This window comes from Guptibacillus spartinae (assembly GCF_028610625.1).
Classification (GTDB): domain Bacteria; phylum Bacillota; class Bacilli; order Bacillales; family Guptibacillaceae; genus Guptibacillus; species Guptibacillus spartinae.
The window spans coordinates 1-19475 of the sequence record NZ_JAQQWU010000024.1 but is presented as its reverse complement, the minus strand read 5'-3'; the positions used below and the strand labels follow the sequence as shown (position 1 = coordinate 19475).

Below are 19475 nucleotides of genomic sequence, written 5' to 3'. Positions count from 1 at the left end.
TAACAATAAAATAAGGGCAACCTCTGATAAAATTATAGTTACCACACAATAACCATCGGAGGTGCCCTTATGTTTAAAGATTATAACATGAATCAAGTGATTTTGCCCCTAGATTTAGAAATGAGATTACAAGAAAATGATATTGCCTATGCCGTCCATGACTTGGTCGAACAGATTCCGGATGAAGCTTTTTCTGCGTTCCTACGTGATACGGGATGCCCTGCTTATCACCCACGTATGATGATGAAAGTTATTTTATGTGCGTACACCCAATCGGCTTTTTCAGGAAGAAAGATTGAAGGTCTCCTCAAAGATAGCGTTCGGATGATGTGGTTAGCGCAAGGGTATGAACCCAGCTATCGCACTATCAATCGGTTCCGTGTCCACCCAGAAGTCAAAGAACTTCTTCGTCAGGGCTTCGTACAGTTTCGTTGTCAGCTCGTTCAAAAAGACCTCATTGATGATGAAGCGATCTTTATTGATGGTACGAAGATTGAAGCGAATGCCAATAAGTTTACATTTGTGTGGCGCAAGGCTGTTGAAAGGTACAGCGAGAGTCTGATTGAAAAGTCGAATGCGATGTACGATGAGTTGATTGAAAAAGAAGTGATCCCCGAAATCGAACGGGAAAGTCTAGAACAACTTTCCATTAAAGAACTTTCTAAAATAGAAGAAAAGCTAGAAGAAAAAGTCGGAGAATACAATGAGAAGATTGAAACTAGTGCCGATGTAACCGAACGAAAACAGCTTCGTTCAGAGCGAAAAGGACCGAAGCAGTTCCTTAAACAAATGAAGGATTTCGTATTGCGCAAAACAAAATACGAAAACGATATGGCTATCTTCAAAGAACGGAACAGTTATTCCAAAACCGATCACGATGCCACGTTCATGCGTATGAAAGATGATTATATGAAAAACGGGCAACTCAAAGCCGGTTACAATCTTCAAATTGCGACGGAGGGTCAATATACACTCGCATACGATATCTTTCCAAACCCAACGGATACACGTACTTTTCTTCCGTTTCTTGATCGTGTAGAAAAGGATTTCTTTCAATTGCCTACGTATGTCGTTGCGGATGCCGGTTATGGGAGCGAAGAAAACTACATAGATGTGCTGGAAAACCGCAAGCGCACGCCTCTCATCACGTATAATACCTATCGAAAAGAGAAAAAGAAAAGCTATAGGAAGGATGCGTTTCACGTATCCAATTGGGACTACAATGAAAAAGAAGATACATTCACATGCCCGAATGGAAAACAGTTGCCATTCCGATACGTTTCTCATCGCACTGACAGAGGTGGCTTCACACGAGAATTTAAAGTATATGAAAGTGAAAACTGTACCGGTTGTCCGTTCCGTTCTCATTGTACAAAAGCAAAAGACGGGACGAATCGAAAGATCTTCTATAACGCCAAATGGGAAGAACAAAAGAATATGATTCAACAGCTGCTTTCGGATGAAAAAACAGGTGAAATCTACGGTCAACGGAAAATCGATGTAGAGCCAGTTTTTGGATTTCTGAAGGCTATTTTGGGTTTCACTCGGATGTCCGTAAAGGGCAAAGAGAAGGTCAAAAATGAAATGGGCTTTGCGCTCATGGCGGTGAACTTGAGAAAGTATACCGCTATGAGTGCGGAGTGATCCAATAATCTTAGGAATAACCAAACAAAAAAGGTTCCGTTCATCAAAAACGATGAACGGAACCTTTTTATAGATTTCAGGCTAGTTATGTCCCAGCCTCTAACATTTATGAGCTTGTTTGAAAATATGCTGGTCTTTGTTCAAATGCAGCATTTAAATAAGTTACCATAAGCTTATCATCGAAAAGTTTGCTACCTTTTCGAAGGCTTTGGCAGTAGCCATCTCTAAACTCGAGACGATCTATTAAGAAGGAATGGCCGAAGCCACTATTTACTGTTACTTCAATCACACGCTCTTTCGCTGTAAAAGTAAGGGTCGTATCGTTAATTTGGAAGCGAACTTCCTCAAGATAAGTGGAATGGTAAAGACAGGTCATGCAGCGAACAACTTCATAATATCCTCCATCAGTCGTCACTCGTTCTGTTTTATATCGCTTCAGATCAGAATCAATGTACATCATCACATCCTGAACCTTTTTCGTTGAAATAGCCAATTGGACACTTGTATTTAAAGACTGATAGAAGCGTTTCTTAATGCCAACTTTATAAAACACGAGGCCCATACACCATGTAACAATGAGAACTGGTAATAATATCGTTAGAATTTCTTTTTCGAAAATGGTCCAATTATAATACCAGATGAGAAATAGAGCGGTAATCGAAAAAAGAAGGCCCGCTAAAAAAGTTTGAGGGCGATAATCGCGAAAGTCATTTTCTGCTGTCGCAAGCTCTGCTTTTAGCCATTCAAGTTCATATAAATCAAAACGCTGAAGCTCTTTCTGCTGCCAGGCTGCATCCTTCATCCAACCTTCAGATCGTTTATGATGCAAGAACCCTTTAAAAAAATTATGTAGATGTGAATTTGTTTCCATCTTCCGCTCAATCGTTTGCCTAAAGGCACGATCATATTGCCGAGCGATCGCACTCATACCTTGAGCAGCGACGAGAAGGATGAGTAATAATAAGAAAAGCTGCCCCCATGGATTCTCTGAGAATACGGATTGTAATCCATTAACCACGGGAGAAAGCTCTGATTTAAGATTGATGCCAACGGCACGAAATAGTTCAGCCAATGTCCCTTTCCAATCGTCCAACTTAAAATCCTCCCAACTCTCCATACTACTTCTATCATATCACCTTTAAGTCGCTTTAGCTTGCATTTTTTAACAATGTTTCCTACTCAGTAGGAGGGTTAAGGGTCCAGTCTGTATTCACATATACAGGGAGATTCCTCATGTGAACCTCAATGTTTTTAGACTTTTCATAGAAACCACGATCAATCATGAATACAATTCGATCTTGTTTGGCACTAAGTAAACGAGGGTTGCGCTTCTCTCCTTTTTCATTCACGGCTTCAATCTTGATCTGTTTTTTATATTTCATGTTTACAAAAGACTTATTAGAAGCGATCGAATTCACCAGTATGTTGAAAGTGACACCATCCTCGTTATAAAAGAGCGTATCTTTAATAAAATCCGAACCATAATTTGAGGCGATCGGCTCATGTAACTGATGCGTATAAGTTGATTCTTTGATTCGTTTATAAATTTCATATTGATTAGGATCCACCGCAAAACTCACTTCTTTTGGCGGTGAACCTATTAACCCTTTAAAATGAATTTCATTCGGTAGCTCAGTTCCGCCTGGAAAGGAGATGACGGTTTGACCGTTAAGTTCTTCTACTAGTAACGGCTCTACCTCTTCACCCCTGACAAAAAGCAACATATCCATCGTAACAATACTTTGAAAAGGAGAGCTCACTTCAAGAATGAGGCGACTATCAGATGGCGTCTCATCCCAACGCAAAGCAGTAATGGTTGTTCCATCAAATTTCTTTGTTACATTGATTGGTTTCGTATTCTTTGGTTCATTCTCGTACTGATAAGACACAGGCACATCAATTGATGCAGTTCGCTTTCCACTGACCACCGCTTTAATGGCTCCATGCCATTCTTGCACAGGCTCGTTTGTTTTGGAGTTAACAATGGGTTGAAACGTTCCCTTCATATAATAGTCATTTTCAAAGAGAACACCGTCTTCGGTATCAACGAGTTTCAGTACAGAAGCTTTACCAGACGCATCTTCTACCATAAGTTGATCAATTGTCGAAAGATCTTTTTTATCTCTCGTTAGAACAAATTCGCTATCTGATATGTCAACATGATAGAAAACATATACCTGATGTCGAGAGTACCAGACGCCATCCATGACGCTGTTAAAATCATCTGGTAGCGCCATACCTCTCAAATCTTGATAATTTCCAGACTGAACAGCAAGTTCAAGTCCAGGAGTGGTTTTTTTAAAATAAGGAACGATCTCTTCAACCTTTTCCACAGTTAACACATCATCGGGCACACTCTTGTCCTTTCCGATGACTGTAAACGTAATAAATGCCGCTCCTAAAAGAACAAGGAGCGCAAGCCATTTACGCTTCCCCATACGAATTCACTCATTTCCGCTCGATCTTTCGTAACTGTTTCGCTAGACTGGTGTCCGTTTCCTTTTATGTAGTTGGTTTAGTGTCTATCTATAAGCTAGTAAAAAATGAGGGGAGGAAATAGAGGAAAAAGACAAAATAAAAAACCCTTATACACTAAGGATTTAAATGGTGGCCCCGAGAGGAATCGAACCTCCGACCTGCGGTTTAGGAAACCGTTGCTCTATCCCCTGAGCTACGGGGCCGAATGAGTAATATTATACAACAAAATTCTATAAAGCAAAAGCATCATGCTAAATAATTATCGCGCAGTCGATTGACCGCGCGACGTCCGTTCATTTCCCCAATTTGTTATTCCGTAACCCAGCTCTTCATATAATTCTCATCTTCATACTGTTGCACCTGTTGGATGACTTTAAGTGGACGGAACGTATCGATCATCACAGCAAGCTCAAGCGTTTCTTTTTTGCCTATGCTTGCTTCAATTTTCCCAGGATGCGGGCCGTGCGGAATACCTGAAGGATGTAACGTAATTGACGCTTCCTCGATTCCTTTACGACTCATAAAATTCCCCTCTACGTAGTAAAGAACTTCATCACTATCAACATTGCTATGAAAATACGGTGCTGGAATAGCATCAGGATGATAGTCATAAAGCCTTGGAACAAAGGAGCAAACAACAAAGTTATGCCCTTCAAAGGTTTGATGCACGGGTGGAGGCTGATGCACTCGCCCGGTAATTGGCTCAAAATCATTGATGTTAAACTTCCACGGATAAAGATAACCATCCCAGCCAACAACATCAAGGGGGTGGTGATCAAATACATGGCGATGCAGTCCGCCTCGCGTTTTCGTCATGACGTCAAACGAGCCTTTTTGATCACTAGATAGAAGGCTTTCCGGTCCATTAATATCACGTTCGCAAAAAGGACTGTGCTCCATTAGCTGACCGTGTTCATTTCGATATCTTCTCGGCGTCGTAATCGCACTGTTTGCTTCTAATACGAGCCAGCGGTTATCTTCTCCGTCTGGAATAACACGATAGATGGTTCCGATTGGCATAACGATATAATCGCCTGGCTTATAAGAGAGCTCCCCAAACATCGACTCGATCTTCCCAGTTCCATGATGGATAAAGAAAAGCTCATCTCCATCACCATTTCGATAAAAATAGTCCATGGGTTTTGTTGGATTTACTACCCCAAGGATCACATCCTCATTCCCCAGGAAATAACAACGCTCGACAATTGCATCACCTTTTTTGTCATATTGTGCCGTCCGGAAATGACGGTGTCGCAGTGCGCTCTCTGCTTCATATTCGGGAGCAGTTGATTTTATAAACGTGGCTTCTGTAACCGCCGTTGGGAAATGATGATGATACAATATTGACTGAACTCCTGAAAATCCCTTCGTCCCCATCACTTGTTCCCGATATAAAGATCCATCCGCTTTTTTAAATGTAGTGTGGCGCTTAGAGGGGATCTCTCCCATTTTCTGATAGTAAACCATGTGCAGCCTCCTCTCCTACGACGTTTGAAAGTGTGCCTAGATGAGCAATAGACAAGTCAACTCGATCACCAGGCTTTAGGAATTCACGTTCTGATTGTTCAAGAATACATCCGCTTCCCACGGTGCCTGAACCGATTACTTCACCAGGATATAAGGTAACGTCACGCGATGCCTGTTCAATAAGTTCTCCAAAGGAATAATACATCTCTTTCGCATTTCCCAAGGAATAACGTTCGCCATTGACGAACGCTTCCATCTGCAAATCAAGCTTTCCTTGTTCAAAAGAGAACTCGTCCGTCGTAACAAGAAATGGACCGAAAGAAGTTGCAAAATCCTTTCCTTTTGCAGGTCCTAAGCCTACTTTCATTTCTTGTGCTTGAAGGTCACGTGCACTCCAGTCATTCATAATCATAAAACCAAACATGTAGTCTTTCGCCTGACTTGCTTTAATATTTCGGCCTTCTCTTCCAATAACGCAGGCAATTTCTAGTTCATAGTCTAGCTTTTCACATGTTTGAGGACGTAGAATGATATCTTCCGGCCCTTTAACAGCAAGATGATTCGAAAAATAGAAAACTGGAATCTCGTACCATTCTGGCACAACATCAAGTCCCCTTTTCCCCCTTGCAGTGACCACATGTTCTTCAAAGGCATAAAAATCTCTGATGCTCGTTGGACGGGGAAGAGGCGCATATAGCGTGACTTCCTCAAGTGCGTAATTACCATTGTGGCATTGCTCCATGAGCGGTTGATACTGAGGATAATCGATAATGATCCTCATAAGATCTGCCGGAATAATTCCATTAGAAGCGTCATGTAATCCGATAATGCGTGAGTCTTTGTAAATACCCGCCTGTCTTTTCCCATCTACTTCGAAAGTAACGAACTTCAAACGTCTCAGCTCTTTCCATCAGGAGATGTTTTTCGTAGTAATGAAAACGTATCTGCTACGGCTCTCGTATATTCCTGTCCGGCTAGTCTCCCTACTGGCTGTAGACTCTCCGTATTAATCTTTCCATCCTGATACAATGCATCACGTACGTGCACCATCACAACTTTTCCAATCACAAGGCTACCTGAGCCTTCATGATCACCAAACTCCACGATTTGATCAAGAACACATTCGAGCTGCACGTCACTCTCTTCCACCCTAGGAGGTTTGATCAGCTCACTGTCAGCTTTCGTTAGACCCGATTCAAGAAACTCATCTGTCCCTTTTGGAAAAGGAGTTGCGCACTCGTTCATTTGCTCGACTATTTTTTCACCAACGATATTAATTACGAATTCCCGGGATTCTTCGATATTTAAAAGGGTATCCTTCTTTTCGCCTTCCCCCGCTTTACGCATTGGCGCAAAACAAACCATCATTGGGTCAGCACAAATACCTGTAAAAAAGCTAAAGGGGGCAAGGTTAACTTCTCCCCCTTTATTAACTGTAGAGACAAAAGCAATCGGACGAGGTAGCACAGATCCAATTAATAATTTATACGCGTCTTTCCAGGCTAATGTATTGGGTTGAACTTTCATGAGTGAGGCAACTCCTTCTTATAGTAGGTTGAAGCTAACTTCTATAAGTTGCCTCTACGTTCCTGCTCTCGCTCAATCGCCTGGAATAATGCTTTGAAGTTACCTTCCCCAAACCCTTTTGCCCCTTTACGTTGAATAATCTCAATAAATAACGTTGGGCGATCGACAACAGGCTTTGTGAAAATTTGAAGCAAGTATCCCTCATCATCACGATCGACAAGTATTTTTAATTCACGTAGTTTGCTAATCTCTTCATCAATCTCACCGACTCGCTCAGTGAGCACATCATAATAGTCGTCCGGTGTCTCAAGAAACTCTACTCCGCCATCGCGAAGTTTTGCGACAGTATCTACAATGTCATTCGTCAAGACAGCTATGTGCTGAACACCTGGACCATTGTAATAATCGAGGTATTCTTGAATTTGAGACTTTCGTTTCCCGTTCGCTGGCTCATTAATCGGGAATTTAATACGTCCTCCGTTATGCATTACTTTCGACATTAAGGCAGAGTACTCTGTGCTTATATCGTCATCATCAAAATGAATCATTTGCTTAAAGCCCATCACGTTCTCGTAATAAGACACCCACTCTTCCATTGACTCTACGTTTCCAACGCAGTGATCAATCCCAAGCAAGCCCGTTTCCTTTGAAGGAATATTCCCTTCAAACTTTTTAAATCCTGGGAGAAAAAGTCCGGAATAGTTTTTACGTTCCACTAACGTATGAATGGTATCACCATATGTTCCAATGACCGCCATTTTCACGACTCCATGCTCATCTTTGTATTCTTTTGGTGGACTTAATTCAATCGCTCCACGCTCAGCCGCTTCTTTGTAAGCGCTATCAATATTTTCTACTGTTAAAGCAATATCTTTCACGCCATCTCCGTGCAATTTGACAAACTCTGCAATAGGATGATCATTCGACAGCGCACCGGATAAAACGAGGCGAATATTATTTTGCTGTAGCACATAAGAAACTTTTTCACGATCCCCTGTTTCAAGCCCTGAATAAGCAACCGGCTTAAATCCAAACGCATTACAAAAATAATGACTTGCCTGCTTCGCATTTCCAACATAAATCTCCAAATAATCCACATCTCGTACCGGGAAAAAATCAGCTGTTTCCTGTTGATTTTGATTCAACATTTGCTCCTGCACAATCATCCCTCCAAAATTAGTTTGTCACTCAGCTTAAACGTATAGCTTTTTCCATTTCCTTTCAAGAACATCTGCTAAAGCCATAACGCATTAAATGAAAAGTGGAAGCGATCGAGAGGCTGGGTGCTGCAGCTAGACATGAAAAGCGGAAGTGGGCGGTTAGACACGGCAGGCTAAACTAAAGCGCTTTTTGAGAAACTCCCTCCCCCGCTCGTTCGCGGAATTAATTCTATTTTCGCGAATATATTACGATTATCGCGAAAAAAACGGTAATATCGCGGAATTACGTTTACTAGAAAGACTCAACGAAAAATATAGTCTCCCATTTGCTTCGAATGATGGGTGAACAAAAAAAGACGCTTCATATTCAGCGTCTATTTTGCCTTTTTCTCGAAATAACTCGACATCGGATAGATGGTCACGCTTTGAAATACGAGCGAGAGTAACACAGCACCGAATGTAAGCGAAATTAATGTGCTATCTCCTGAGCCATATTCTGACTCCAAGCTTAAAAGAAGCGCAACCGACATTGTTCCTCGAATGCCAGACCACGTCACAAGTGAAATGTCCTTCCAATTAAATTCACTGCGCCATGCTGAAAACGATTTGATGATGCCAGCAAGGACGAGAAATCGAACGAGAATGGAAGCGAGAAAAATCAATCCAGCAAATAACCAGTGATTAAAGTCTAGATAGTTTGTTGTTTCAATACCAATCAATAGAAAAATCAGGGCAAGAATACTTGGCTCAACGACTTCCCAGAAACTATTAAGGTATTCTCTATAGTGTGATTCTTTAATGAAGCCATCAAGTTCATAAGAAAGCATAATCCCTGCTGCCACAACGGAAAGAACACCTGATACACCTAGACTTTCTGCTACATAAAAACTCCCATAAGCGAGAACGATACTTAGCATCACTTGATATTGTCGCTGATGTGTAAAAGAAATGGCTCGGCAGACGAACCAACTAAATATCGCTCCAATGGCAATCCCTCCAATGGATACTAAAGCAAAGTCATAAACAAATGAACTAATTGAAAAGCTTTCACCACCAAGATACATGCCAGCAAACACTGAAAAAAGAACGATACTCGTTCCATCGTTTACCATTGATTCCCCTTCAACTACATCGGCTATTTTCGGATCTTTCGAAGCCTGTTTGAGTATCGAGACGACAGAAACGGGATCAGTTGGTGTAAGGATAGAGGCAATCAATAAAGCCCCCACAAAGGATAACGACAAAAATGCCCCACTTATAATAAACAAGAAACTCCCAAGAATAAGAGCACTAAATAGAAGTCCTATCGTGCTTAGTGCGGCAATGATACCAGCGTGCTTTTTCAGATGGGCAAAGGGAAATTGATAAGCTGAAATAAACAGAAGGGCCGGTAGAAACCATTCAAAAATAATGTCTTTCGTGATATGTACGGAACTAAAAAAAGGGAGGTAAGAAAGTCCAATTCCTAATCCTAATAAAACCAGTGGTGCTGGAAAATTTTTTTGTTTGTTATCAATTGTATACACTAAATAACCAATGAACAGTAAAATTAAGATTTGATTAGAATCCATGATTTCACCCCTTTGTATAAGTGTCATTCCCTATACACTTTAGACTTCAAACAGGCAGGCTTTATTTACCTCTAACTTGCTTGCTTCAACCCTGTCAACAGTTCGTGGTGTATGCTACAATAATCTTTGTGTATTCAAAGATAAGCAAGGTCTGCTACAGGAAACGACGGAGGAGGATACGTATGAATCAGACCCCATTTATTGCCGTCGAAGGCCCCATCGGAGTTGGAAAGACCTCCCTATCACGAGCCATTGCTGCTCATTATCAATTTGAACTTTTTCAAGAAATCGTAGAAGAGAATCCATTTCTCGGTAAGTTTTACGACAACATTGAAGAGTGGAGCTTTCAAACCGAGATGTTTTTTCTCAGCCATCGATACAAACAGTTAGAGGAGATGGAGAAGCACCATTTATCAAAGCAGCTTCCCGTTATTTCCGATTATCACATCTTTAAAAATAAGATATTTGCCCAACAGACACTTAGTGACAAGCACTTTTCTAAATATATGAAGATCTATGACATTCTGACCGAGGGAATGCCGGAACCGAACGTCATTATCTATTTAAATGCTAGCCTTGAAACGCTGCTAAATCGTATATCACAGAGAGGAAGACAAATTGAAAAAAGCATTGACCCCGCTTATCTCGAGCGTCTTTCTTCTGATTATGAACGATTCATGCAAGAATTTGAAGCACAACATCCTGATATTCCTGTGCTCCGTTTCAATGGTGATGAGATGGATTTTGTATCAAATCAAGACGATTTACTCACCATCTTCCAATCCCTCGAAAAAACATTGAAAGAAGGAGACCCTGTAAAATGAATCTCAGAGAAAAATACAACATCCCACAGGATGCCGTGATTACAATTGCTGGCACCGTAGGCGTTGGGAAGTCTACGATTACGAGTTCACTTGCGAACGCCTTACAATTTAGGACTTCTCTTGAAAAAGTTGATAACAACCCTTATTTAGAAAAATTCTATAATGACTTCTCCCGCTGGAGCTTTCACCTGCAAATTTACTTCCTGGCAGAACGCTTTAAAGAACAGAAGAGAATGTTTGAATACGGTGGAGGATTTGTTCAAGACCGTTCAATCTATGAAGATACAGGTATCTTTGCCAAAATGCATTATGAGAAAGGAACAATGTCGGCTGTTGACTATGACACCTACACAAACCTTTTTCAATCCATGGTGATGACACCCTTTTTCCCACACCCGGACCTCATGATTTACCTTGAAGGATCTTTTGATGACGTTGTCGGTCGCATTAAGGAACGCGGACGTCCAATGGAGCAACAAACGCCCATTGCTTATTGGGAAGAAATGTACGAGCGCTATACGAACTGGATTGACAGCTTCAATGCCTGTCCGATTCTTCGCTTAAATATAAATGAGTATGATCTAGTTAACGATCCATCTTCTGTCGAACTTATTTTAAAACGGATTGAACAGAAGTTTCAGCAAATACCACAACTAAGTCGTTAACCGAAAAAAAAGCTATCCAAATGGATAGCTTTTTTTATACCATAAAATAATTGTATATAGAAAAACCGCTGTCGGCGATGACAGCGGTCGAAATATAATCTCCAAATTATATGCGCGTTGGTTATTAATTAGTAAATGGAGGAGGAAGAGGGATTCGAACCCCCGCGGGCGACTAAGCCCCTGTCGGTTTTCAAGACCGATCCCTTCAGCCAGACTTGGGTATTCCTCCGTGTTCAAAAGTTATTAACTAACTGCGACAAGTAATATAATATCATCGTCTTAGAATAATGTCAACGAAATCACAAAACTTTTTTATAAAATATTTCATTAAACAGTAAGGCGAATGATGTCGAAAATCGACACTTATTACTATACATGATTAGCCATAAAAAATAAAGAGCAGATTTCTCTGCTCTTTATCATGTTTACTTTATGACTTCACGACCACCCATGTATGGACGTAAAACTTCTGGAACAATAACGGAACCGTCTTCTTGCTGATAATTCTCTAGAATAGCCGCAACGGTTCTTCCGATGGCAAGACCAGATCCATTTAACGTATGAAGGAATTCTGGCTTTCCGTTTTTCTCACGACGGAAGCGAATACCTGCACGACGTGCCTGGAAGTCCTCAAAGTTACTGCAAGAAGAGATTTCACGATACGTGCCATAGCTTGGGATCCAAACTTCAATATCGTATTTCTTCGCTGCAGTAAAGCCAAGGTCAGCGGTACACATGCTCATAACGCGATACGGAAGCCCTAATAGTTGAAGTACTTTCTCTGCATGACCAGTAAGCTTTTCAAGCTCGTCATAAGAATCTTCAGGCTTAACAAAACGGACAAGTTCTACTTTATTAAATTGGTGCTGACGAATCAGTCCACGAGTATCGCGCCCTGCAGAGCCAGCTTCAGAACGGAAGCAAGCACTGTATGCCGTATAAGCAAGGGGAAGATCTTCTCCGTCCATAATTTCATCACGATGGAAGTTTGTTACCGGTACTTCAGCTGTTGGAATTAAGAAGTAATCTTCTTCGCGAATTTTAAAAGCATCCTCTTCAAATTTAGGAAGCTGACCAGTACCGGTCATGCTCTCACGATTCACAAGATATGGAGGAAGAATCTCTTCATAACCATGCTCAGATTCGTGAAGATCCATCATAAAGTTAATTAAAGAACGTTCTAGGCGCGCTCCAGCACCTTTATAGAACGCAAAGCGGCTTCCAGTTACTTTTGCTGCCCGTTCAAAGTTTATGATATTAAGGTCGGTTGCGATATCCCAATGAGGTTTTGCTTCAAAAGCAAAATCGTTTTTCTCTCCCCATGTACGGATCTCGATGTTATCATCTTCCGTTTCCCCTACAGGTACGCTCTCATGAGGAATGTTTGGGATTTGAAGAAGAATTTGTTCAAGCTCTGTTTCAACTGCGCGAAGTTCTTCATCAATGGTTTTAATCTTATCTCCAACCTCACGCATTTCTTTAATTAGATGATCAGCGTCTTTCTTCTCACGCTTAAATACCGCCACGTTTTTAGAAACTTCATTACGCTGACTCTTTAACTGCTCGGTTTCAGCGATAAGCTCTCTTCTACGTTGATCGAGCTCTTCAAAACGATCAAGGCCAACTAAATCTTCTCCACGCTTTGATAGCTTTACTTTCACTTCTTCGAAATTTTTACGTAAATACTTTAAATCGATCATGCTTTTTCCTCCTTTATTAATGAATGATAAACGTGTTAAGGAAACCTGTTTTGAAAGTAAGGTTTTTGAATACAAAAAAGCCCTCATCCCCTATAAAGGGACGAGAGCTACCCGCGTTGCCACCCTGATTGCAGACAATTGTCTGCCTCTTAACAGAATAACGGTCTGCTCCGAGAAAGCTTACTTCATTCAGCTTCCTACTCAGGGATGGATTCACAGGGTTCAATGATCGATTCGCACCACACATCGACTCTCTTGGCATTGAACATCTCTTACTATTTCCCGTCAACGTTTTCGTTTATCATTCGTCTTATGCAGAAAAAGAATTCTCTTCTTCTTGGTACGTAATAATTTACACGAAAAGTTACTCGGTTGCAAGTCCTTCTTTCTTAAACTCCAAAACCATGTCGATAAACATCTGATGCATGCGATCATCATCTGTTAGTTCTGGATGGAAAGCACACGCGAGAAAACGTCCGTGACGTGCTGCTACGATTTTATCATTAAATGTAGCTAGTACCTCTACATCTGCTCCAACTTCTTCAATATACGGAGCGCGAATAAAGACACCAATAAAGTCTTCGTCTAGTCCTTTAATTGGTAATGGCGCTTCAAAGCTTTCACGCTGACGTCCGAATGCATTTCTTTTAGCCTTTACATCCATCACACCAATATGAGATCCATCTACTCCTTCAATATGCTTTGAAAGAAGGATTAACCCAGCACATGTACCAAAAATAGGCTTCTCAGCTGCAAAAGATTTTAAGGGTTCTAAAAATCCATATTGATCAATTAAACGACGCATTGTCGTACTTTCTCCACCGGGCAGCACGAGGCCATCTAAATCCTCAAGTTGTTCCACACGTTTTACGACAACGATCTCTGCTTCTTTTGTTTCAAGTGCTTTTACATGTTCTCTAATTGCACCTTGCAGTCCAAGGACACCGACTTTCACCATACTGCTCTCGACTCCTTCTCTTTATCTAAGTAAGAACCCCACCTTACATTACGCAGGTGGGGGGATCAATGATTTTACCAGCCGCGCTCTTGCATACGGTCTGATGGCTTAAGTGAAGAAATTTCAATTCCTGGCATTGCGATACCAAGGTTCTTAGAAATGTTTGCGATCAATTCATAATCCTGATAGTGAGTGGTTGCTTCAACAATCGCTTTAGCAAATTTCTCAGGATTATCTGATTTAAAAATTCCAGAACCAACGAATACGCCGTCAGAACCAAGTTCCATCATTAACGCTGCATCTGCAGGTGTTGCGATACCACCAGCAGCAAAGTTAACAACCGGAAGACGTCCAAGCTCTTTAATCTGAAGAAGAAGCTCAAATGGCGCCTGAAGGTTTTTCGCTTCAGTCATCAATTCATCTTCAGACATGCTTTTAATTTTACGAATTTGGGATTGAATAAGACGCTGATGACGCACAGCTTCAACAACGTTACCAGTTCCAGGTTCACCTTTCGTACGAAGCATTGCTGCACCTTCACCTACGCGGCGCAGTGCTTCACCGAGGTTACGCGCTCCACATACAAATGGTACTGTGTACTTACGCTTATCAAGGTGGAATTCTTCGTCAACTGGCGTAAGAACTTCACTTTCATCAATGTAGTCAACACCCATTGATTCAAGCACGCGTGCTTCTACAATATGACCAATACGGCATTTTGCCATTACTGGAATCGATACAGCATTCACAACGTCCTCTACAATTGTAGGATCGGCCATACGTGCTACACCGCCCGCTGCACGAATATCAGATGGTACTCGTTCTAGTGCCATTACTGCTACAGCACCAGCTTCTTCTGCAATTTTCGCCTGCTCTGCATTGACAACGTCCATAATTACGCCGCCTTTTTGCATTTCAGCCATACCACGTTTTACACGATCTGTACCTGTTTGTTGATTCATCTATATTCCTCCCATATCTATACTTAGAAACGTCTATTATACACGACATCTATCAAACGCTTTTATTGTAACATTTTTTTATGAGTTGTCCTATCACATGTGGCTTGATTTCGTAAAAGATTTAGAAAAATACTCCTCGATTACCGCATCGAAGAGTATTTTTTCCAATAAAACCTATTATTATGAATTAAAATAGCCCCGTCACTGCATCTGCTACACTTGTCCAAATACCTGAGAAGAAGCCACCAATCGCACGCATAGTAAGTGTAAACCAACCGGCTTTTTCAACTGTTTCCGTTGCTACAAGTGGAACGGATGAACCCTTATCCCCTGTTATGTAACCAAAATCTTCTCCTGTTGATTTTAAAACAACTTTTCCGATCTTGTCGCCTTCTTTAATCGGTGCTGTTAATTCGCCATCTTCGTTAAGAAGAGATTTATCGTATTCATAGCTAAGTTTAAATGGTTCTTCCGTATTTTTCACCGTTACGGAATCAAATGAGTCACCAGCCGCTACGCCAACTTCTTTTTCTTTTCCTTTTACAACGTTAACTGATGAGTTTCCATCTGCTTTATCGCCTTTTGAAACGATTGTTTTCGATTCAAATTGATCAAAACCATAATTCAGTAATTTCGACGTTTCTTCGAAGCGAGCTTCATAAGAATTAGTTTTCATTACAACTGAAATTAAGCGCATATCACCTTGCTTTGCTGTTCCAGTAAAAGCAAACCCAGCTAAATCTGTTGAACCCGTTTTAAGTCCATCAATACCTTCTACTTTATACTTATTAGCATATACAAGTGATGGAAGAAGCCAATTCCAATTCTTCATTGTGATTTCATCATCTGTACCTTCACGGAATTTCTTCATCGGCGTGCTTGTTGTTTCAAGCACTTCTGGATAATCTTTCAAAAGATTATACGCAAGAAGGCCAGTTGAACGAGCAGACATCATATTTTCTTCATCTGGATCTCCTGCGGGATGATTTCCGAGAAGGTCTCTATTATTTAATCCTGAACTATTTACGAACTTATACTCTTTCATACCCATTTCTTTTGCTTTGGCATTCATCATTTCAACGAACTTTGCTTCTGTTCCAGCAACATGCTCTGCAAGAGCCATTGTCGCAGCATTTGCCGAGTAAATCGCCATCGCTTCATATAATTCCTTAACTGTATACTGTTCATCCACACGAAGTGGTACGTTTGAAAGAGAACGGTTCTGGGATAACTTTTGAATCGTATCACTTACAGTTACTTTCTCATCCCAACTAACTTCACCCTTACTAATCGCTTCAAGCACTAAATACTCCGACATCATTTTTGTCATGCTTGCAGGGGAAAGTGTTAACTCAGGATTTTTTTGATATAGAATTTTTCCTGAACTTGCATCAATTAAGATTGCTGCTTCCGCTTTGATATCTGGCGCCTCTGCAGCCTTTGCAGCAGTGCCTCCACCAAATGTTCCTGCTAGTAATAATACCATCGCCATGGTTACGATCATGGCTTTTAAACCAAGGTTTTTCAACCCCTACACCTCCAAATAAGTCTCACATAACCGCTATTCTATCACACCTAAAATTAAAAAAATAGATAGAGGAAAGTCCCCTATCTACTTTTCGAATAGATTCAACTGTTTTTGTCACATACCTGTTATAACTTATGCCAAAAGCCCTAATTAGACCGAGTAGTTTGGTGCTTCTTTCGTCACCTGAACATCGTGTGGATGACTCTCACGAAGCCCAGCACCAGTAATCCTTACGAATTGGCTATCCTCACGGAGAGAGTTTAACGTTCTTGTTCCGCAGTATCCCATTCCTGAACGTAAGCCACCGATTAATTGATGGATTGTATCAGTTAGCGGCCCTTTGTAAGGCACACGTCCTTCAATACCTTCAGGGACGAGCTTAGACATATTTTCCTGGAAATAACGATCTTTACTTCCCTTTTCCATTGCTCCAATTGATCCCATACCGCGATAAACTTTAAATTGACGCCCCTGATAAATTTCACGTTCGCCAGGGCTTTCATCTACCCCTGCAAGAATGCTACCTAGCATGACGGCATGTCCTCCTGCAGCAATCGCCTTAACAATATCTCCTGAGAACTTAATGCCACCATCCGCAATGATGCTAACACCATGTTTACGTGCCTCTGTTGCACATTCATACACTGCAGTAATCTGAGGGACCCCGACACCTGCGATAACACGAGTCGTACAAATGGAACCAGGTCCAATTCCTACCTTAACAACATCTGCGCCAGCTTCAATTAAAGCTTTTGTTCCTTCAGCTGTCGCAACATTACCTGCGATGATAGGAAGATCAGGAAAAGCACTTTTAATTTCACTTACTTTTGTCATAATGCCTTCTGTATGACCATGCGCCGAATCTAAAACAATGACATCCACACCAGCTTCGACAAGTTTTTCAACTCGTTTTAATGCATCTGTTGTATTGCCTACTGCAGCCCCTACTAGTAAGCGACCTCTGCTATCTTTAGCGGATTGAGGAAACTGAATAACTTTTTCAATATCTTTAATGGTAATAAGACCTTTGAGCGTACCGTCTTCATCAACGAGTGGAAGCTTTTCAATGCGATGTTTTTGAAGCACACGCTCAGCTTCTTTTAAAGTTGTTCCAACTGGAGCAGTGACAAGATTTTCTTTAGTCATCACGTCTTTAATTTGTATCGAGTAGTCTTCAATAAAACGAAGATCACGATTAGTAAGGATACCAACAAGCTTACGCTCATCATTCACAATTGGAACGCCAGATATGCGATACTTGCCCATCAGATGCTCAGCATCGAATACTTGATGCTCTGGTGTAAGGAAGAAAGGATCTGTAATAACACCACTTTCAGATCGTTTTACACGATCAACATGCTCAGCTTGTTCCTCCATCGACATACTCTTATGGATAATACCTAATCCACCTTGTCTTGCCATGGAAATGGCCATAGGCGCCTCTGTTACTGTATCCATACCAGCACTAATGATCGGGATATTTAATTCAAGATCTTTTGTAAGCTGGGTTTTCACCGATACTTCTCTCGGTAGTACATCTGAAAAAGCTGGTGTTAATAATACATCGTCGAAGGTTAATCCTTCTTTAGCAAACTTTGTTTCCCACATTCCTTTCATCCTCCTCTAATCGAATTGTCCGAAATTTTATTAGTAGCTTATCAATTGGTTAAACTACTGTCAAGAAAGATAGAATAAGTTTGAATTATCAAACATGGAGGGCTCCTATGGGATATTCTGGACATCATCAATCAGACAACTTTGCCTATTACTCAGCCTCGTATGTTCAGCAATATTTAAAGGAATGTTATTCTAAAATTGAACTTCCAGATGCCGAACGAAAAAGCTACGACACCTGCTATCGTTTTATGTATTTTATTGAATACGGAGAGCGCTATTACCGGCATGCCGAAAAGGCTGATGCCGAATTAAAACCCATCCTTCTTTTCTACGGGATGATTCAGCTTATTAAAGCCTGTTTGATTACGATGGATCCCAATTATCCTGGAGATTCACATGTGCTTGCACATGGTGTAACATCTCGAAAACGAAAAAAACGTCAGTATGCATTCTTACAGGATGAAGTGAAAGGTCAAAAAAACGGGCTTTTTGAATACTTTTCAAGGAAAATGTTTCATGTGAAACAGGTGGAAGGTGAAAAGTATAAGATGGAAGATCTTTTATCGCTTATTCCTGAGATGAGTCCACTGTTTGTGAAACTAAATCGAAAAGTAACAACGAACATAATGACCGCGGTTACGCCCAATTCATTTGCGGTATCTTCAAATATTCTTGATTCGTTAAACATGACAGTCGAGCGTTTTGAGTCTTATCTACAGCAACAGGGAATCCCTTCCGTAAAAATTCTCACACATACGCGTGACTTCATTACGTTTCAAGTACTCGAAGAGCCCGTAAGAGAGTTGCAAAAGAGGCCTTTCCTCTATGATAAGAATGGGATCTATCTTCCCGCAGAGCGCAGCCAGTACAATCCTATAACAGAGGTAATGGCGCATTATTTAATTTTATATAATTTAAGTATGATTTGCCGATACGAAACGGAGTGGTGGGGGGATTTATTTCATACACAGGAATCTGTCGATCTTCCTTTCATTCTACAATTTCTTGAGGTAACTTCTGAAAAGGTTCCGAAGTTGCTTTATGCTTTTTTAGATATGAGAGGGCAGTGATAAAAGCTGGCAATGATTAATTCCGCGAACAAGATGCATAAGGACTTTCAGTTAGTAAAAATCACATCTGTAAAACCATACAAAAAAGCGAGAAACCTTTTGGTCTCTCGCCTTTCTTCATTGCCCAGCGACGTCCTACTCTTGCAGGGGGAGATCCCCCAACTACCATCGGCGCGAGAGCTTAACTTCCGCGTTCTCATACGGGGCGCGATAAGCGGCGAACTTCTTCGTCAGCTGCGCGATGCCAGATCCTCATGGATCTTCAAATATCCACTCCGGTCTGACATCACTTGCTTCCTCGAAT

Annotated in this window: 16 protein-coding genes, 2 tRNA genes and 1 other annotated feature; of the genes, 4 read left to right on the top strand and 14 right to left on the bottom strand. The window is 41.1% G+C overall.

Annotated elements, in window-relative coordinates; all coding sequences use genetic code 11:
* The first annotated feature begins 69 nt into the window (after positions 1–69).
* On the top strand, positions 70–1644 hold the full coding sequence (locus tag PQ511_RS22740) for an IS1182 family transposase (protein ID WP_273854199.1): 1575 nt from the start codon (positions 70–72) through the stop codon (positions 1642–1644).
* A 106-nt stretch (positions 1645–1750) separates the two neighbouring features.
* On the opposite strand, the gene PQ511_RS22735 is transcribed toward PQ511_RS22740, so the two are convergent.
* From PQ511_RS22735 to PQ511_RS22700, 8 genes are all read right to left on the bottom strand, one after another.
* Positions 1751–2737 (bottom strand): hypothetical protein, encoded by a 987-nt coding sequence (locus PQ511_RS22735; protein WP_273854198.1) that lies wholly within the window; start codon positions 2735–2737, stop codon positions 1751–1753.
* 82 nt (positions 2738–2819) lie between these two features.
* Entirely contained in the window at positions 2820–4082 is a 1263-nt protein-coding gene (locus PQ511_RS22730) for a hypothetical protein (protein ID WP_273854197.1), read from the bottom strand.
* A 167-nt stretch (positions 4083–4249) separates the two neighbouring features.
* Positions 4250–4325, bottom strand: a tRNA-Arg gene (locus tag PQ511_RS22725).
* Between the two features lie 106 nt (positions 4326–4431).
* Positions 4432–5589 (bottom strand): homogentisate 1,2-dioxygenase, encoded by a 1158-nt coding sequence (locus PQ511_RS22720; RefSeq protein WP_273854196.1) that lies wholly within the window; start codon positions 5587–5589, stop codon positions 4432–4434.
* The gene (locus PQ511_RS22715) at positions 5552–6481 is read right to left on the bottom strand and encodes a fumarylacetoacetate hydrolase family protein (RefSeq protein ID WP_273854195.1); all 930 of its coding nucleotides are present in this window, start codon (positions 6479–6481) and stop codon (positions 5552–5554) included. Before PQ511_RS22715 ends, PQ511_RS22720 begins: the two co-directional genes overlap by 38 nt.
* A gap of 5 nt (positions 6482–6486) precedes the next feature.
* Positions 6487–7116, bottom strand: a complete 630-nt coding sequence (locus PQ511_RS22710; protein ID WP_273854194.1) for a flavin reductase family protein — start codon at positions 7114–7116, stop codon at positions 6487–6489.
* 41 nt (positions 7117–7157) lie between these two features.
* The gene (hppD, locus tag PQ511_RS22705) at positions 7158–8264 is read right to left on the bottom strand and encodes a 4-hydroxyphenylpyruvate dioxygenase (protein ID WP_273854212.1); all 1107 of its coding nucleotides are present in this window, start codon (positions 8262–8264) and stop codon (positions 7158–7160) included.
* Between the two features lie 386 nt (positions 8265–8650).
* Positions 8651–9847 (bottom strand): cation:proton antiporter, encoded by a 1197-nt coding sequence (locus PQ511_RS22700; protein WP_273854193.1) that lies wholly within the window; start codon positions 9845–9847, stop codon positions 8651–8653.
* 182 nt (positions 9848–10029) lie between these two features.
* Between PQ511_RS22700 and PQ511_RS22695 the strand changes: the two genes are divergently transcribed.
* Both PQ511_RS22695 and PQ511_RS22690 read left to right on the top strand, forming a co-directional pair.
* On the top strand, positions 10030–10671 hold the full coding sequence (locus PQ511_RS22695; protein WP_273854192.1) for a deoxynucleoside kinase: 642 nt from the start codon (positions 10030–10032) through the stop codon (positions 10669–10671).
* Positions 10668–11336 (top strand): deoxynucleoside kinase, encoded by a 669-nt coding sequence (locus tag PQ511_RS22690; RefSeq protein WP_273854191.1) that lies wholly within the window; start codon positions 10668–10670, stop codon positions 11334–11336. Before PQ511_RS22695 ends, PQ511_RS22690 begins: the two co-directional genes overlap by 4 nt.
* Before the next feature lie 136 nt (positions 11337–11472).
* On the opposite strand, the gene PQ511_RS22685 is transcribed toward PQ511_RS22690, so the two are convergent.
* The 6 genes from PQ511_RS22685 to guaB all read right to left on the bottom strand — a co-directional run bounded on the left by PQ511_RS22685 (position 11473) and on the right by guaB (position 18092).
* A tRNA-Ser gene (locus PQ511_RS22685) sits at positions 11473–11565 on the bottom strand.
* 196 nt (positions 11566–11761) lie between these two features.
* Positions 11762–13036: a serine--tRNA ligase gene (gene serS / locus PQ511_RS22680; RefSeq protein WP_273854190.1), complete on the bottom strand. Its 1275-nt coding sequence runs from the start codon at positions 13034–13036 to the stop codon at positions 11762–11764.
* A 93-nt stretch (positions 13037–13129) separates the two neighbouring features.
* Positions 13130–13334, bottom strand: a binding site (T-box leader).
* 66 nt (positions 13335–13400) lie between these two features.
* Complete coding sequence (gene pdxT / locus PQ511_RS22675; RefSeq protein WP_273854189.1) at positions 13401–13994, bottom strand: pyridoxal 5'-phosphate synthase glutaminase subunit PdxT; 594 nt, start codon at positions 13992–13994, stop codon at positions 13401–13403.
* Positions 13995–14068: 74 nt separating this feature from the next.
* A complete protein-coding gene (gene pdxS, locus PQ511_RS22670) occupies positions 14069–14956 on the bottom strand; it encodes a pyridoxal 5'-phosphate synthase lyase subunit PdxS (RefSeq protein WP_224591243.1) in 888 nt (295 codons plus the stop codon).
* A 187-nt stretch (positions 14957–15143) separates the two neighbouring features.
* Positions 15144–16460 (bottom strand): D-alanyl-D-alanine carboxypeptidase family protein, encoded by a 1317-nt coding sequence (locus PQ511_RS22665; RefSeq protein WP_420541752.1) that lies wholly within the window; start codon positions 16458–16460, stop codon positions 15144–15146.
* Positions 16461–16634: 174 nt separating this feature from the next.
* Positions 16635–18092: an IMP dehydrogenase gene (gene guaB, locus PQ511_RS22660; RefSeq protein ID WP_273854187.1), complete on the bottom strand. Its 1458-nt coding sequence runs from the start codon at positions 18090–18092 to the stop codon at positions 16635–16637.
* 116 nt (positions 18093–18208) lie between these two features.
* On the opposite strand from guaB, the gene PQ511_RS22655 reads away from it, so the two are divergent.
* Positions 18209–19171 carry a YaaC family protein gene (locus PQ511_RS22655; RefSeq protein ID WP_273854186.1) on the top strand — a complete coding sequence of 321 codons (963 nt, stop codon included), beginning with the start codon at positions 18209–18211 and terminating at the stop codon, positions 19169–19171.
* The last annotated feature ends 304 nt before the right edge of the window (positions 19172–19475 follow it).

Bases quoted from the DNA above. Each gene is read 5' to 3' on its own strand.
- PQ511_RS22690 (WP_273854191.1), top strand. From the start codon at position 10,668: ATGAATCTCAGAGAAAAATACAACATCCCACAGGATGCCGTGATTACA.
- pdxS (WP_224591243.1), bottom strand. From the start codon at position 14,956: ATGAATCAACAAACAGGTACAGATCGTGTAAAACGTGGTATGGCTGAA.
- PQ511_RS22665 (WP_420541752.1), bottom strand. From the start codon at position 16,460: ATGATCGTAACCATGGCGATGGTATTATTACTAGCAGGAACATTTGGT.
- PQ511_RS22655 (WP_273854186.1), top strand. From the start codon at position 18,209: ATGGGATATTCTGGACATCATCAATCAGACAACTTTGCCTATTACTCA.
- serS (WP_273854190.1), bottom strand. From the start codon at position 13,036: ATGATCGATTTAAAGTATTTACGTAAAAATTTCGAAGAAGTGAAAGTA.
- guaB (WP_273854187.1), bottom strand. From the start codon at position 18,092: ATGTGGGAAACAAAGTTTGCTAAAGAAGGATTAACCTTCGACGATGTA.
- pdxT (WP_273854189.1), bottom strand. From the start codon at position 13,994: ATGGTGAAAGTCGGTGTCCTTGGACTGCAAGGTGCAATTAGAGAACAT.
- PQ511_RS22730 (WP_273854197.1), bottom strand. From the start codon at position 4,082: ATGGGGAAGCGTAAATGGCTTGCGCTCCTTGTTCTTTTAGGAGCGGCA.
- PQ511_RS22700 (WP_273854193.1), bottom strand. From the start codon at position 9,847: ATGGATTCTAATCAAATCTTAATTTTACTGTTCATTGGTTATTTAGTG.
- PQ511_RS22710 (WP_273854194.1), bottom strand. From the start codon at position 7,116: ATGAAAGTTCAACCCAATACATTAGCCTGGAAAGACGCGTATAAATTA.
- PQ511_RS22695 (WP_273854192.1), top strand. From the start codon at position 10,030: ATGAATCAGACCCCATTTATTGCCGTCGAAGGCCCCATCGGAGTTGGA.
- hppD (WP_273854212.1), bottom strand. From the start codon at position 8,264: ATGTTGAATCAAAATCAACAGGAAACAGCTGATTTTTTCCCGGTACGA.
- PQ511_RS22720 (WP_273854196.1), bottom strand. From the start codon at position 5,589: ATGGTTTACTATCAGAAAATGGGAGAGATCCCCTCTAAGCGCCACACT.
- PQ511_RS22740 (WP_273854199.1), top strand. From the start codon at position 70: ATGTTTAAAGATTATAACATGAATCAAGTGATTTTGCCCCTAGATTTA.